Origin of the sequence: Rothia dentocariosa ATCC 17931 (assembly GCF_000164695.2) — a bacterium.
In the GTDB taxonomy this organism is placed as follows: Bacteria; Actinomycetota; Actinomycetes; order Actinomycetales; family Micrococcaceae; genus Rothia; species Rothia dentocariosa.
In genome coordinates, this window is the sequence record NC_014643.1 from 299,246 (window position 1) to 311,978 (window position 12,733).

The 12,733-nt window shown below is 54.4% G+C and carries 20 protein-coding genes; all 20 read right to left on the reverse strand.

Annotation, left to right across the window (positions count from 1 at the left end; all coding sequences use genetic code 11):
- Positions 1–67 precede the first annotated feature (67 nt).
- Positions 68–514, reverse strand: coding sequence for a 50S ribosomal protein L15 (gene rplO, locus HMPREF0733_RS01335; RefSeq protein WP_013397609.1), 447 nt, complete (start codon positions 512–514; stop codon positions 68–70).
- Position 515: 1 nt separating this feature from the next.
- The gene (gene rpmD, locus HMPREF0733_RS01340; protein WP_004005265.1) at positions 516–722 is read right to left on the reverse strand and encodes a 50S ribosomal protein L30; all 207 of its coding nucleotides are present in this window, start codon (positions 720–722) and stop codon (positions 516–518) included.
- Positions 722–1,363, reverse strand: coding sequence for a 30S ribosomal protein S5 (gene rpsE, locus HMPREF0733_RS01345; protein WP_172461391.1), 642 nt, complete (start codon positions 1,361–1,363; stop codon positions 722–724). Before rpsE ends, rpmD begins: the two co-directional genes overlap by 1 nt.
- A gap of 29 nt (positions 1,364–1,392) precedes the next feature.
- The gene (gene rplR / locus HMPREF0733_RS01350) at positions 1,393–1,755 is read right to left on the reverse strand and encodes a 50S ribosomal protein L18 (protein ID WP_004005271.1); all 363 of its coding nucleotides are present in this window, start codon (positions 1,753–1,755) and stop codon (positions 1,393–1,395) included.
- A gap of 2 nt (positions 1,756–1,757) precedes the next feature.
- Positions 1,758–2,294 (reverse strand): 50S ribosomal protein L6, encoded by a 537-nt coding sequence (rplF, locus tag HMPREF0733_RS01355; protein ID WP_004005272.1) that lies wholly within the window; start codon positions 2,292–2,294, stop codon positions 1,758–1,760.
- 27 nt (positions 2,295–2,321) lie between these two features.
- The gene (gene rpsH, locus HMPREF0733_RS01360; protein WP_004005273.1) at positions 2,322–2,720 is read right to left on the reverse strand and encodes a 30S ribosomal protein S8; all 399 of its coding nucleotides are present in this window, start codon (positions 2,718–2,720) and stop codon (positions 2,322–2,324) included.
- A 73-nt stretch (positions 2,721–2,793) separates the two neighbouring features.
- Entirely contained in the window at positions 2,794–3,354 is a 561-nt protein-coding gene (gene rplE / locus HMPREF0733_RS01365) for a 50S ribosomal protein L5 (RefSeq protein ID WP_004005274.1), read from the reverse strand.
- Entirely contained in the window at positions 3,354–3,689 is a 336-nt protein-coding gene (gene rplX, locus HMPREF0733_RS01370) for a 50S ribosomal protein L24 (RefSeq protein ID WP_004005275.1), read from the reverse strand. Before rplX ends, rplE begins: the two co-directional genes overlap by 1 nt.
- A gap of 3 nt (positions 3,690–3,692) precedes the next feature.
- Entirely contained in the window at positions 3,693–4,064 is a 372-nt protein-coding gene (gene rplN, locus HMPREF0733_RS01375) for a 50S ribosomal protein L14 (RefSeq protein ID WP_004005276.1), read from the reverse strand.
- Positions 4,065–5,517: 1,453 nt separating this feature from the next.
- The gene (locus HMPREF0733_RS01380) at positions 5,518–7,512 is read right to left on the reverse strand and encodes an S-layer homology domain-containing protein (protein WP_041321528.1); all 1,995 of its coding nucleotides are present in this window, start codon (positions 7,510–7,512) and stop codon (positions 5,518–5,520) included.
- Between the two features lie 306 nt (positions 7,513–7,818).
- Positions 7,819–8,091 (reverse strand): 30S ribosomal protein S17, encoded by a 273-nt coding sequence (gene rpsQ / locus HMPREF0733_RS01385; protein ID WP_004005278.1) that lies wholly within the window; start codon positions 8,089–8,091, stop codon positions 7,819–7,821.
- Positions 8,088–8,327, reverse strand: a complete 240-nt coding sequence (gene rpmC, locus HMPREF0733_RS01390; RefSeq protein ID WP_013397613.1) for a 50S ribosomal protein L29 — start codon at positions 8,325–8,327, stop codon at positions 8,088–8,090. Before rpmC ends, rpsQ begins: the two co-directional genes overlap by 4 nt.
- A 5-nt stretch (positions 8,328–8,332) precedes the next feature.
- Positions 8,333–8,749, reverse strand: coding sequence for a 50S ribosomal protein L16 (rplP, locus tag HMPREF0733_RS01395; protein ID WP_004005279.1), 417 nt, complete (start codon positions 8,747–8,749; stop codon positions 8,333–8,335).
- Positions 8,750–9,547, reverse strand: coding sequence for a 30S ribosomal protein S3 (gene rpsC, locus HMPREF0733_RS01400; RefSeq protein WP_004005280.1), 798 nt, complete (start codon positions 9,545–9,547; stop codon positions 8,750–8,752).
- Entirely contained in the window at positions 9,548–9,913 is a 366-nt protein-coding gene (gene rplV / locus HMPREF0733_RS01405) for a 50S ribosomal protein L22 (protein WP_013397614.1), read from the reverse strand.
- Positions 9,914–9,971: 58 nt separating this feature from the next.
- Positions 9,972–10,253 (reverse strand): 30S ribosomal protein S19, encoded by a 282-nt coding sequence (gene rpsS / locus HMPREF0733_RS01410; RefSeq protein WP_004005282.1) that lies wholly within the window; start codon positions 10,251–10,253, stop codon positions 9,972–9,974.
- A gap of 12 nt (positions 10,254–10,265) precedes the next feature.
- Positions 10,266–11,102 carry a 50S ribosomal protein L2 gene (gene rplB, locus HMPREF0733_RS01415; RefSeq protein WP_004005283.1) on the reverse strand — a complete coding sequence of 279 codons (837 nt, stop codon included), beginning with the start codon at positions 11,100–11,102 and terminating at the stop codon, positions 10,266–10,268.
- 42 nt (positions 11,103–11,144) lie between these two features.
- Complete coding sequence (rplW, locus tag HMPREF0733_RS01420; RefSeq protein ID WP_004005284.1) at positions 11,145–11,447, reverse strand: 50S ribosomal protein L23; 303 nt, start codon at positions 11,445–11,447, stop codon at positions 11,145–11,147.
- Positions 11,447–12,064 (reverse strand): 50S ribosomal protein L4, encoded by a 618-nt coding sequence (gene rplD, locus HMPREF0733_RS01425; RefSeq protein WP_004005285.1) that lies wholly within the window; start codon positions 12,062–12,064, stop codon positions 11,447–11,449. The genes rplW and rplD overlap by 1 nt, the downstream gene beginning before the upstream one ends.
- 6 nt (positions 12,065–12,070) lie before the next feature.
- Positions 12,071–12,727 (reverse strand): 50S ribosomal protein L3, encoded by a 657-nt coding sequence (rplC, locus tag HMPREF0733_RS01430; RefSeq protein WP_004005286.1) that lies wholly within the window; start codon positions 12,725–12,727, stop codon positions 12,071–12,073.
- Positions 12,728–12,733: the final 6 nt, after the last annotated feature.

Consider the following 12,733-nt stretch of genomic DNA (forward strand, 5'->3'; position numbering starts at 1 on the left):
AGACTCTTGCTGCTCAAAGAAGATGGCCCCCGCCTCATGTGCGGGAGCCATCTAGTGAGTCTGAAGACTACTTAACGGTTACAGAACCGCCTGCCGCCTCAATCTTAGAGATTGCGGATGCAGAAGCCTTATCAACCACAACATTCACCTTGACGGTGATGTCGCCGTCGCCCAGAACCTTCACAAGCTCGTTCTTACGAACGGCGCCCTTAGCGACCAGGGCCTCGACGGTGACCTCGCCACCTTCGGGGAACAGTTCCTGAATGCGCTTCAGGTTAACAACCTGGTACTCGGTACGGAACGGGTTCTTGAATCCGCGCAGCTTCGGCAGGCGCATGTGCAGCGGAAGCTGACCGCCCTCGAAGCCGGGACGAACCTGGTAACGAGCCTTGGTACCCTTGGTACCGCGACCTGCGGTCTTACCCTTTGATCCTTCACCGCGGCCTACGCGGGTCTTTGCCTTGTGGGCACCCGGTGCCGGGCGCAGATCGTGAATCTTGATAGCGTCTGCCATCTTACTTGACCTCCTCAACCTTCACCAGGTGAGCAACGGTGTTAACCATGCCAACGGTGACGGGGTCGGCAGTGCGCACTACCTTGTTGCCCGGGCGCTTCAAGCCGAGGGAACGTAGGGTGTCGCGCATATTCTGCTTCTGACCAACATAGGATTTAACCTGGGTGATTTCCAGCTTTGCGTCGCTGGGCTGAATACGCTTAGCCATTACGCACCTGCCTTATCGGACTTGGTGTTGCGCAGGTAGCTGGGGATAACCTCATCGTTGGGCAGACCACGACGGGCTGCAACTGCCAGAGGCTCTTCCAGTTGCTTGAGTGCTGCAACGGTTGCGTGAACAATGTTGATCTGGTTCGAGGAACCGAGAGACTTCGACAGCACATCATGGATACCTGCTGCTTCGAGCACTGCACGCACCGGACCACCAGCGATCACACCGGTACCAGCGGTTGCCGGGCGGAGCATCACAACGCCTGCTGCTTCCTCACCCTGTACGCGGTGGGGAATGGTGCGGTTCTCGATGCGGGGTACACGGAAGAAGTTCTTCTTAGCTTCCTCAACACCCTTGGCAATAGCTGCTGGAACTTCCTTAGCCTTGCCGTAGCCAACGCCGACCATGCCATTACCATCACCAACAACGACCAGAGCGGTGAAGCTGAAGCGACGACCACCCTTGACGACCTTGGACACGCGGTTGATGGTTACCACGCGCTCGATGTACTTGTCTTTTTCCTCCTCGCGTGCGCGGTTCTTACGATCACCGCGACCGCGACGCTCACCGCGGTTGTTGCGGCGCTCTTCGCGCTGCTTGGAAGTCTCAGCGGTTTCAGCTGCTACTGCTTCGCTCACCTGAGTTTCCTTTACGTTCTGTTCGCTCATTAGAGTGCCAGACCTCCTTCACGTGCGCCATCAGCAACTGCTGCAACACGACCGTGGTATTTGTTGCCGCCGCGGTCAAACACGACAGTTTCAATACCGGCTGCCTTAGCGCGCTCTGCTACAAGCTCACCAACGCGCTTTGCTTTAGCGGTCTTGTCCAGATCGGTTGCGGCACGAAGCTCTGCTTCCATAGTGGAGGCGGATGCCAGGGTCACACCCTTGACATCGTCGATAACCTGAACGAACATGTGACGGCTCGAACGGGTGACGCACAGGCGCGGACGCGCAGCGGTACCCGAAACATACTTGCGGATGCGAGCGTGACGGCGTGCACGCTGCGATGCCTTCGACTTGATAGCCATGTTTACTTACCAGCCTTTCCGACCTTGCGGCGGATGTGCTCACCTGCGTAGCGAACACCCTTGCCCTTATAGGGATCGGGCTTACGCAGACCACGAATGTTTGCTGCAACCTGACCGACGAGCTGCTTATCGATACCCGAAATGGTCAGCTTGTTAGCGCCTTCCACGGCGAAGGAAACACCTTCGGGTGCAGAAACGCTAATCGGGTGGGAGTAACCTAGAGCGAATTCCAGGTCGTTACCCTTCGCGGTCACACGGTAACCGGTACCAACAATTTCCAGCTTCTTCTCGTAGCCGTTGGTCACACCGATAATCATGTTCTGAATCAGGGTACGAGTCAGACCATGCAGCGAGCGAGAAACACGCTCGTCGTTCGGGCGCGATACCGCAATTTCATTGTCGTTTAGAGCAACAGTAATGGGGGAAGCCACCTGGTGGCTCAGCTCACCCTTGGAACCTTTAACGGTCACCAGGTTGCCATCGACCTTTACCTCAACGCCGGCTGGAACCGAGATGGGGAGACGTCCAATACGTGACATTCTTCTCTTCCTTTCTCTTCTAACCGACTACCAGATGTAGGCGAGAACTTCGCCGCCCACACCCTTCTTCGCAGCCTGCTTATCAGTGAGCAGACCCGAGGAGGTGGACAGAATAGCGGTACCGAGACCACCCAGAACCCGAGGCAGGTTCGTGGACTTTGCGTAGGTACGCAGGCCCGGCTTGGAAATACGACGCACGCCAGCGATGGAACGCTCGCGGGACGGACCGTACTTAAGAACGAGGGTCAGGGTCTTGCCAACCTTTGCTTCCTCTTCCTTAACATCGGCAATGTAGCCCTCAGCCTTCAGGATCTCGGCGATGCGAGCCTTGAGCTTCGAGTAGGGCATAGATACGGTGTCGTGGTATGCGGAGTTTGCGTTGCGCAAACGGGTCAGCATATCTGCGACCGGATCAGTCATAGTCATTTTGGGCTGTAGCCCTTCCTCGTTGTGGTTTCCCTAATCTGCGGTAACAGACTCTGGACCTGCAACGTAGTCGTTAGTTGGTCTTGAACGGGAAGCCCAGTGCCTTCAGCATGGCACGGCCTTCATCGTCGGTCTTGGCGCTGGTCACCACGGTAATATCCATACCACGCACGCGGTCGATCGAATCCTGATCGATTTCGTGGAACATGGACTGCTCGGTGAGGCCGAAGGTGTAGTTGCCGTTACCGTCGAACTGGCGATCGGAAAGACCGCGGAAATCGCGGATACGGGGCAGAGCCAGGGTAACCAAGCGGTCCAGGAACTCCCACATGCGGTCGCCACGCAGGGTAACGTGTGCGCCGATTGGCATACCTTCACGCAGTTTGAACTGTGCGATGGATTTCTTGGCACGGGTTACAACCGGCTTCTGACCGGTAATAGCGGTGAGATCGCGGATTGCGCCGTCCATGAGCTTTGCATCGCGAGCTGCCTCGCCAACACCCATATTTACGACGACCTTAACGAACTTCGGGGTCTGCATGACGTTCTGGTATTTGAACTCTTCCTGCAGCGCGGGAACGACAACCTCAGCGTACTTGGTCTTAAAGCGGGGGGTAATCTTGGTCTCGCTCATTAGATATCCTTCCCCGAACGCTTAGCAACGCGCACGCGAACGGTACGCTGCTTGCCATTACGCTCTACAGTCTCTTCGCGGAAACCAACACGGGTCGGCTTCTCGGTCTCAGGATCAACGATTGCCACGTTCGAAACGTGAATCGGTGCCTCCACCTTCTGAATACCGCCTGCTGCGCCGGTTACGGGGTTTGCCTTGGTGTGCTTGGTGACGACCTTAACGCCCTCAACAATCACGCGGTTTTCCTTGGGGATAACCTTCAGAACTTTGCCCTGCTTACCCTTGTCTGCACCGGAAATAACCTGAACCAGGTCGCCGGACTTGATCTTAGCCATAAGTTAGAGCACCTCCGGAGCCAGCGAAACAATCTTCATGAACTTCTTATCGCGAAGTTCACGACCAACGGGACCAAAGATACGGGTACCACGGGGATCACCATCAGTGTTCTTCAGAATAACTGCTGAGTTCTCGTCGAACTTGATGTAGGATCCGTCTGCGCGACGGGTTGCCTTCTTGGTACGGACGACGACTGCTTTCACAACGTCACCCTTTTTAACAGTGCCGCCAGGAATTGCATCCTTGACGGTTGCGACGATAATATCGCCGATGCCTGCGTAGCGACGCGAGGAACCACCAAGCACACGGATGGTCAGGATTTCCTTCGCACCAGTGTTATCGGCGACCTTCAGTCGCGACTCCTGCTGAATCATATTTCTCCTGTCGTCTCGCCGGTTCCGACTCGCCTTCAAGCGCGAGCCAGCCTTGCGGAACATTTTTACGGGATTGATTGACGCCCCGGGCCCACAGCATCATAAAAATGTGCGGGTTAGCGGAAACGCCTGGGGTAACCCATGCCAGGAGCATTTGGACCCGCGTAAGCGGGCGTATCCACCCGTTATAGCGGCATTATGCACTGGCACGAGAAACCCGTGGTTATGAGACTATATCTGGGTATAGCCACACAGTCTTAAAACTTTACCGGAATTTTCCTGATATTTCAAAGGATTTATCGTGAGGCATAGCGCATCATACCGGGCTTCAATGCACACATTCTCAGATTATTAGAAGACAGTGCGGGGGTATCCGCTGGATGGCACCATCTTGCGGGTTACCGCAACCATCACATCGGGAGTATCACTGTCAGACCCTTCAGGTTCTGCAACTCGGACGGGGTTCTATACTGGTGAAAAATTATCGTGCGCGTATACCATCACCGACAGTGTTTGCGCCGCCCACCCAAACATTACTGTCGCGGTTATCGAGTACCGAACCATATGGGCTTTGCAGGTAGTACTGCCCTGCCGTTTGAAGATGCTCATCCAGTGCAACCGGTCATTTTGCAAGCGTCTCGATACCAAGGTATTCGGGTTAACGCGGGCGGTTGTCGCAACGGCATTCCCACGCGTGCGAGCATGTTTGAAACTTCCGCTAACAAAAAAGCTTATGAGTTTTAGGATTGGCCCCAACTTGATGCTGCTCAAGATTCTCATGAGCTTTACAAATTGTGAGGCTCAAAATTTGAACCATGTCACTGTCTTCCACATGAGGGGCTCGGAAATTTCTACCCATCATATGCTCTGCCACTTAGCATGTCCCATATCGAAGCGAACATTGCCCTTAAATAAGTTCCTACCAGCACCATAACGCAACATACTCTATAAAACGCCCGAAGCTCTGTACTTCCTGGATGAAATTGGCTTATGACCCTTAAGACTCGTGTACCTGCATATTAGACACATTACGGATATAAAGATAGATAACTTCATGAATTAACAAGATTTTTTCTCTTTTATTCGTGAACATGATGCAAAATCTAACATTTTGCACCATAATGGTTAAGACGCTTGCGTCATTTTACAGGTTCGGCTCTTATCAGACAGATTTCTTGGGTCCCATATTCCTTGCTAGTCCGTCTGCAGGAGCCGAACCGCTTTTAACTGTCAAATAACGCCGTCACCGTCGAAGGTCGCGGCGTTATTCTCTACTATTTAGGCAAATAGCAGCGGTACTCACTCAAGATCGTGGCTCTCTCATGCCCACGTTCACCTGAGCAATGGATTTACCTCGAATACTCCAAATAACAGTAACAAGGCGGTGCTTACCCCACGAACATGGGGTAAGCACCGCCTCGGTAACTGCGTACTCGCTTATGTCGCCTCTTATTTATTTGACGGCGAATCGGTGGATGAAAGCCGCCATCGCAGCACGCTGAATAGGCTCGTTCGGACGGAAAGTGCCGTCACCCCAGCCAGTCGTGATGTGCTGGTCCTTAAACCAGGAAATCTCGCGGTAGAACGGATTATTGCGATCGACGTCCTTGAACTGAGGAGTCTGCGGTACCTCATAGTTTGTCACCTTCGCATAACGGAAGAAGAAAGCCGCCATTGCTCCACGATCTACCGATATGCCGGGACGATAAGTTCCATCCTCATACCCAGTTGTAATGCCCTGCTGGGACATCCACACAATCTCTTTGTAGAAAGGATGTGACGAATCGACATCTTTAAAAGGTGAAATCTCAGGAAGCGCTACCTCGGGAGAACCCGCTAGACGGTAAAAATACGCCGCCATAGCCCCACGATCTACCGTCTGCTGGGGACGATAGGTGCCATCAGCCCACCCAAAAGAAAGCCGCTGATGCGCCAACCACTGAATATCGGCGTAAAAGGGAGAACCTTCAGGAACATCCGAGAAAACGGGGGTATCAGTCTTGGTTTGCACGGGAACTGTGCTGGTGCCCCTAGGATATACAGCACCTGCTGTTGAAGTCGTGGCGACAACCTGCTGAGTCTGCACGGGATCGCACTGAGGAATATTTGGAACAGCAGTAAACGTCGGAGTAATCTTGACAAGGGAATTTACCGTGATTGGAGTATCTGCGCCGTTCTCACCCTTGGGTTCAGCACTTGCCGCCTCTTTAAATTTACCGGTGGTGGGATCCAGCGTGTACCCCGTCGTCACGTTATCAGCAAACTTGTCTCTGACAACCGCGTAGACTTCGCCTTCGGGGGTTACAAGAACGTCGTTAGCTCCGCCTTCTGCACCCGTGCTCACCTCATGCGTGATGGAGCCGGTACGACCGTCAATAACGCCGATCTTTCCGGTGGCAAAATCGGTAGCATAAACCACGTCATGCTCTTCGTCGGCAGTAATCGCCAGCGTCTGTTTCCCGAAATTAATGCTCTTCTTGTACTCGCCCGTCTTTAAGTCGTAAACCGTGATACCAGAGTTTCCCTTAGAAACTTTCGTCTCGCGGTCCATATCGCCCTGGGACGAAACATAGATTTCACCCAGAGACTTATCAATCGTTACATCGGAGGGACGCAGCTGCGCGTCCGCCACATCTTTATGCAGCTCAATGGTCTGCTCAACAGCGAGGGTTTCGGTATTGATAGCTTTCAGCGTTCCCGAGTTCAGCGAAGGTACGTAGAGGCGACCACCTTCGGAATCCAGCTCCATATTCATACCCGTATCAGCAGAGCCATCGGAACTAGTAAAGTTAATCTTCTGAATAACCTGGTGGCTCTTCAAGTCGAACACAGTAACGCCGCCAGAACCAGAAACGAATGCTTTCCCTGACTTCGCATCAACCTTAACCTCACGAGGACGCGATACAGACCCGTTTTCCGGATTCTGTGCATCGTAGCTGGTCCACAGTTCCTTCTTAGTGTACAGATCGTACACGGTTACCGAGTTGGTACGAGTCTGGGTTACCCAGATGGTACCGTGTGCATCATCAATAGCAATACCGTCAGGAGAAGCAAGTTGCTTACTTGTCGCTTCGGTCTGCCCGCTGGGTACAAAATCTACGGTTCCCGGCAGCATCACTTCATCGAGGGTTGGGATTTCACCGTAGGTTGTCCACACTCCAATGCCGCCGGTGTAAACGGGCGGACGTCCATTTGAGAATGTTGTATAAAGGTTCCGGGTGTAGTTGGAATATGCCAGCTGATATTCGCCCGGAAGCCCCTGGTATCGATCAGCGGTGATCGCAATATTACGACAACCAGAACTGTTGTCGTGGGGAGCGGGCTGTTGCTCGTTAGCGAACGATGCAGGCATCGCGCTTAACGATGCCATCACAAGCGATACGACTCCAGCAGATGCTAACGCTCTCTGCGTGGGTCGAGATATGCCGTGATTAGATGAAGGAGTCATGTCTGTGTTCCTCAGTATGCAGTGTGTCGGGGGCATAACGCCCTAGAAGCTCACTAATCAGCGAAACCACGTCAAATATAGGTTTTACTTAGTAAGCGTACCTTCGATAGTAAGCAATACTAGAGCGGATTTTCAACCATATTCAAAAAGTAAAGTTTTCATAAAGTACTGGAATATATTTCGTTTCATCATCTGCACATCTTTCATATAAGAGACGTATAGAACATAGAGGTAGGGCCTCTCCCCCACGGAATTATGGGGGAAGAGGCCCTACCTCGTATAGTGCTCAAACAGAGTCCTAGGCGCTTACTTAGCTTTCTCTAGGATCTCCACGACACGCCAACGCTTGGTAGCGGACAGCGGACGGGTCTCTGCCAACAGAACATAGTCACCAACGCCGCAGACATTCTGCTCGTCGTGTGCCTTGATCTTGGAGCTACGGCGCATAACCTTGCCGTATAGAGCGTGCTTCACGCGATCCTCGACCTCGACGACAACGGTCTTGTCCATCTTGTCGGAGACAACGTAGCCGCGGCGGGACTTACGGTAGCCGCGCTCTTCGTTCTTTACTTCACTCACTTGGACTCACCTTCGGTTGCGGGACGAATACCGAGCTCGCGCTCACGCAGCACGGTGTAGATACGTGCGATATCACGCTTGATGGTGCGGCGACGACCAGCGTTAGCCTGACCGGTGACTTCCTGGAAACGGATGTTGAAGAGTTCCTTCTTCGATTCGCTCAGCTTTGCAGCCAGCTCTTCGTTGGAGAGCTCTGCGAGCTTATCGATGCTCAGATCCTTGGATCCAACTGCCATCTCGCTTATTCACCACCTTCGCGACGCACAACACGTGCCTTCATCGGGAGTTTGTGGATTGCCAGGCGCAGCGCCTCGCGAGCCACCTCTTCGGATACACCGGCGATCTCAAACATGACTCGACCGGGCTTAACATTAGCGACCCACCACTCGGGTGAACCCTTACCGGAACCCATACGAGTTTCGGCAGGCTTCTTGGTCAACGGACGGTCCGGGTAAATGTTAATCCAGACCTTACCGCCACGCTTGATGTGACGGGTCATTGCAATACGTGCAGCCTCAATCTGACGGTTGGTCACATATGCGGGCGAAAGAGCCTGAATGCCCCATTCACCGAAGCTAACCTCGGTGCCGCCCTTTGCGAGACCATGACGCTTGGGGTGGTGCTGCTTACGGAACTTTACTCGACGGGGAATAAGCATTTATGCCTCACCGTTCTCTGCAGTCTTGGCTTCGGTGTTTGCCGAAGCATTCTCGTTGCGGCGTTCACGACGGGGACCACGGCCACCGGAGCGGCGGCGATCACCATCACGGCGGTTGCCGCGACGGTTGTTAGCTGCCTGCTGAGCTGCCAGTTCCTTGTCGGTCAAGTCGCCCTTGTAGATCCAGACCTTCACACCAATACGACCGAAGGTAGTCTTGGCTTCGAAGAAACCGTAATCGATGTTCGCACGCAGGGTGTGCAGGGGCACACGACCTTCACGGTAGAACTCGGAACGGGACATTTCAGCGCCGCCTAAGCGACCGGAGCACTGGATACGAATACCCTTTGCACCTGCACGCTGTGCGGACTGGATTGCCTTCTTCATAGCACGGCGGAATGCAACACGCGCTGCAAGCTGTTCTGCAATGCTCTGAGCAACCAGCTGAGCTGACAGATCGGGGTTAGAAACCTCAAGAATGTTCAGCTGAATCTGCTTGCCGGTCAGTTTCTCAAGCTCGCCACGGATGCGGTCTGCTTCAGCGCCACGGCGGCCGATGACGATACCGGGACGCGCAGTGTGGATATCCACACGCACACGGTCACGGGTACGCTCAATCTCAACCTTTGCAACGCCCGCACGATCCAGGTTCTTTGCCAAAAGCTCGCGGATCTTCACATCTTCGCGAACGAAGTCTGCGTAACGCTCGCCGGGCTTGTTGGAATCAGCGAACCACTTGGAGACGTGCTCGGTGGTAATGCCCAGTCGGAAACCGTTCGGGTGAATTTTCTGACCCATTTAGCGGTCCTCCTCCTTCTCCGGGGTAGCAACTACCACGGTGATGTGGCTGGTGCGCTTGTTGATACGGTATGCACGACCCTGCGCGCGGGGCTGAATGCGCTTCATGGTCGGACCTTCATTCACGAATGCTTCGCTGACGAACAGCTCTTCCTCGCGGAACGGCAGACCTTCCTGGGTCGCCTTCTGACGAGCGTTTGCTATTGCCGAAGCAACGATTTTATATACCGGTTCTGAAGCACCCTGGGGTGCGAACTTCAGAATCGCCAGAGCCTCTTCCGCTTGCTTACCACGGATCAGGTTGACGACACGGCGGGCCTTCATAGGCGTAACGCGAACAAAACGCGCTGATGCCTTGGCTTCCATTGCCTATCTCTCTTTCGTCTTATGCCGAAAAGGAAACATAACTGATCGGATTATCCGATTAGCGACGCTTACCCTTACGGTCGTCCTTCACATGGCTGCGGAAAGTGCGGGTGGGTGCAAACTCGCCGAGCTTGTGCCCAACCATCGACTCGGTAATGAATACCGGTACGTGCTTGCGTCCGTCGTACACTGCGATGGTGTGCCCGAGCATATCGGGAATAATCATCGAGCGACGGGACCAAGTCTTAATAACATTCTTGGTGCCCTTCTCGTTCTGAGCCGCTACCTTCAGGTAGAGGTGCTGATCAACGAAAGGGCCCTTCTTCAAACTACGAGGCATGTGTCAGGCTCCTTAGCGCTTCTTGCCAGTACGACGGCGACGAACGATGAGCTTGTCGCTTTCCTTATTGGGACGACGAGTGCGGCCCTCGGGCTTACCATTGGGGTTAACCGGGTGACGACCGCCGGAGGTCTTACCCTCACCACCACCATGCGGGTGGTCAACCGGGTTCATAACCACACCACGAACGGTCGGACGGATGCCCTTCCAGCGGTTGCGGCCTGCCTTACCCCAGTTGATGTTGGACTGCTCTGCGTTGCCAACCTCGCCCACGGTTGCACGGCAGCGAACATCCACGTTACGGATTTCGCCGGAGGGCAGACGGAGCTGACCGTACTTGCCTTCCTTAGCAACCAGCTGAACCGAAGCACCAGCGGAACGTGCCAGCTTTGCGCCACCACCGGGACGGAGCTCAACACAGTGGAGCACAGTACCCACGGGGATGTTGCGCAGGGGCAGGTTGTTGCCGGGCTTGATGTCGGCTGAAGGGCCAGACTCGACGATGTCGCCCTGAGAGAGCCTGTTCGGAGCGATAATGTAGCGCTTAGAACCATCGAAGTAGTGCAGAAGTGCGATGCGTGCGGTACGGTTTGGATCGTACTCGATGTGCGCAACGCGTGCATTCACACCGTCTTTATCGTGACGGCGGAAGTCGATCAGACGGTACTGACGCTTGTGTCCGCCACCCTTATGACGAGTGGTGATACGACCGGTGTTGTTACGGCCGCCGGTCTTGTGAAGCGGACGAAGCAGGGACTTTTCCGGGGTGGAGCGGGTGATTTCAACGAAATCAGCAACGCTCGAACCGCGGCGACCCGGGGTCGTCGGCTTATACTTACGAATACCCATGTGAGATATTTCTTTCCTTCGTTAAAGTGGTCTCCGCAAGCCTTATGCCTGCGGACCGCCGAAGATGTCGATACGGCCTTCCTTGAGGGTCACGATAGCACGCTTGGTGTCCTTACGAGAGCCCCATCCGAAACGGGTGCGCTTCCGCTTGCCCTTACGGTTCATAGTATTGATGGAAGCAACCTTGACGTCCCAGATTGTTTCGATAGCCTGCTTGATTTCAAGCTTGTTTGAGTCCGGAGCGACCTCGAAAGTGTATTTGTCTTCGTCGATCTGTCCATAGCTCTTTTCAGAAACAACAGGAGCGATAATTACGTCGTACACAGACTTGGTGGAAACGCTCATTACTTAGCGCCCTCCTTCTTCTGATTAGCAGCTACGAACGCGTCGTATGCCGCCTTGGTGAAGACTACATCATCCGAAACCAGCACATCGTAGGTGTTGAGCTGATCTGCGTAGAGCACGTGAACTTTCTGCAGGTTACGTGCGGACAGTGCCAGCACATCCTCTGCACGATCGATAACGAACAGAACATTCTTGCGATCGGTAAGCTCTGCGAATGCAGCCTTAGCAGCCTTAGTCGAGGGAGTCTCACCAGAGATGAAGTTCTCCACCACGTGGATGCGGTCGTGACGAGCGCGGTCAGAGAGAGCGCCACGCAGTGCTGCGGCGATCATCTTCTTGGGGGTGCGCTGTGCGTAGTTACGCGGGGTCGGACCGTGCACCACGCCACCACCGGTCATATGCGGTGCGCGGATGGAGCCCTGACGCGCATTACCGGTACCCTTCTGCTTGAAGGGCTTACGGCCTGCACCGGAAACTTCACCACGGTTCTTGGTCTTGTGGGTACCCTGACGTGCGGCAGCAAGCTGTGCAACGACAACCTGGTGCAGCAGGGGTACGGATGCCTGCGCGTCGAAAATCTCTGCGGGCAGATCTACCTTAAGGGTTTTGACAGCCATGATGTACTAGGCTCCCTTCACAGCGGTACGAACCAGAACAACGCCGCCCTTAGGACCGGGGATTGCACCCTTGATCAGCAGGACATTGTTCTCTGCGTCCACACCCTGGATAGTCAGGTTCAAAGTGGTGTGACGAGCTGCGCCCATACGGCCAGCCATGCGCATACCCTTGAACACGCGTGCGGGATAGGATGCACCACCAATGGAACCGGGCTTACGGTGGTTCTTGTGCTGACCGTGCGATGCGCCAACACCCTTGAAGCCGTGACGCTTCATAACACCTGCGAAACCCTTACCCTTGGTCTTGCCAACGACGTCTACCTTCTGACCGGGCTCGAACATCTCAACGGTCAATTCCTGACCGAGGGAATACTCAGCAGCGTCTGCGGTGCGCAGTTCGACGAGGTGACGACGGGGAGTAACACCGGCCTTCTCGAAGTGACCAGCCAGAGGCTTGGTAACCTTGCGAGAATCGATGGAACCGAAACCAATCTGCACAGCGTGGTAGCCGTCAGTTTCCTGGTTACGGATCTGAGTAATAACGTTAGAATCGGCCTTGACGACGGTCACCGGCACAACTTTGCCGTCCTCGTCCCAGACCTGAGTCATGCCAAGTTTAGTACCCAGCAGACCCTTCACCTGGCGCTCGAATTTGTTAGTCATGAGATG

Coding starts and splice junctions, on each gene's coding strand:
- HMPREF0733_RS01380 (WP_041321528.1), bottom strand. CDS start 7,512: ATGACTCCTTCATCTAATCACGGCATATCTCGACCCACGCAGAGAGCG.
- rpsS (WP_004005282.1), bottom strand. CDS start 10,253: ATGCCTCGTAGTTTGAAGAAGGGCCCTTTCGTTGATCAGCACCTCTAC.
- rpmC (WP_013397613.1), bottom strand. CDS start 8,327: ATGGCAGTTGGATCCAAGGATCTGAGCATCGATAAGCTCGCAGAGCTC.
- rplW (WP_004005284.1), bottom strand. CDS start 11,447: ATGAGCGTTTCCACCAAGTCTGTGTACGACGTAATTATCGCTCCTGTT.
- rplV (WP_013397614.1), bottom strand. CDS start 9,913: ATGGAAGCCAAGGCATCAGCGCGTTTTGTTCGCGTTACGCCTATGAAG.
- rplE (WP_004005274.1), bottom strand. CDS start 3,354: ATGAGCGAGACCAAGATTACCCCCCGCTTTAAGACCAAGTACGCTGAG.
- rplB (WP_004005283.1), bottom strand. CDS start 11,102: ATGGGTATTCGTAAGTATAAGCCGACGACCCCGGGTCGCCGCGGTTCG.
- rplD (WP_004005285.1), bottom strand. CDS start 12,064: ATGGCTGTCAAAACCCTTAAGGTAGATCTGCCCGCAGAGATTTTCGAC.
- rplR (WP_004005271.1), bottom strand. CDS start 1,755: ATGGCTATCAAGTCGAAGGCATCGCAGCGTGCACGCCGTCACGCTCGC.
- rpsH (WP_004005273.1), bottom strand. CDS start 2,720: ATGACTATGACTGATCCGGTCGCAGATATGCTGACCCGTTTGCGCAAC.
- rpmD (WP_004005265.1), bottom strand. CDS start 722: ATGGCTAAGCGTATTCAGCCCAGCGACGCAAAGCTGGAAATCACCCAG.
- rplX (WP_004005275.1), bottom strand. CDS start 3,689: ATGGCTAAGATCAAGTCCGGCGACCTGGTTCAGGTTATTTCCGGTGCA.
- rplN (WP_004005276.1), bottom strand. CDS start 4,064: ATGATTCAGCAGGAGTCGCGACTGAAGGTCGCCGATAACACTGGTGCG.
- rplP (WP_004005279.1), bottom strand. CDS start 8,749: ATGCTTATTCCCCGTCGAGTAAAGTTCCGTAAGCAGCACCACCCCAAG.
- rplF (WP_004005272.1), bottom strand. CDS start 2,294: ATGTCACGTATTGGACGTCTCCCCATCTCGGTTCCAGCCGGCGTTGAG.
- rplO (WP_013397609.1), bottom strand. CDS start 514: ATGGCAGACGCTATCAAGATTCACGATCTGCGCCCGGCACCGGGTGCC.
- rplC (WP_004005286.1), bottom strand. CDS start 12,727: ATGACTAACAAATTCGAGCGCCAGGTGAAGGGTCTGCTGGGTACTAAA.
- rpsC (WP_004005280.1), bottom strand. CDS start 9,547: ATGGGTCAGAAAATTCACCCGAACGGTTTCCGACTGGGCATTACCACC.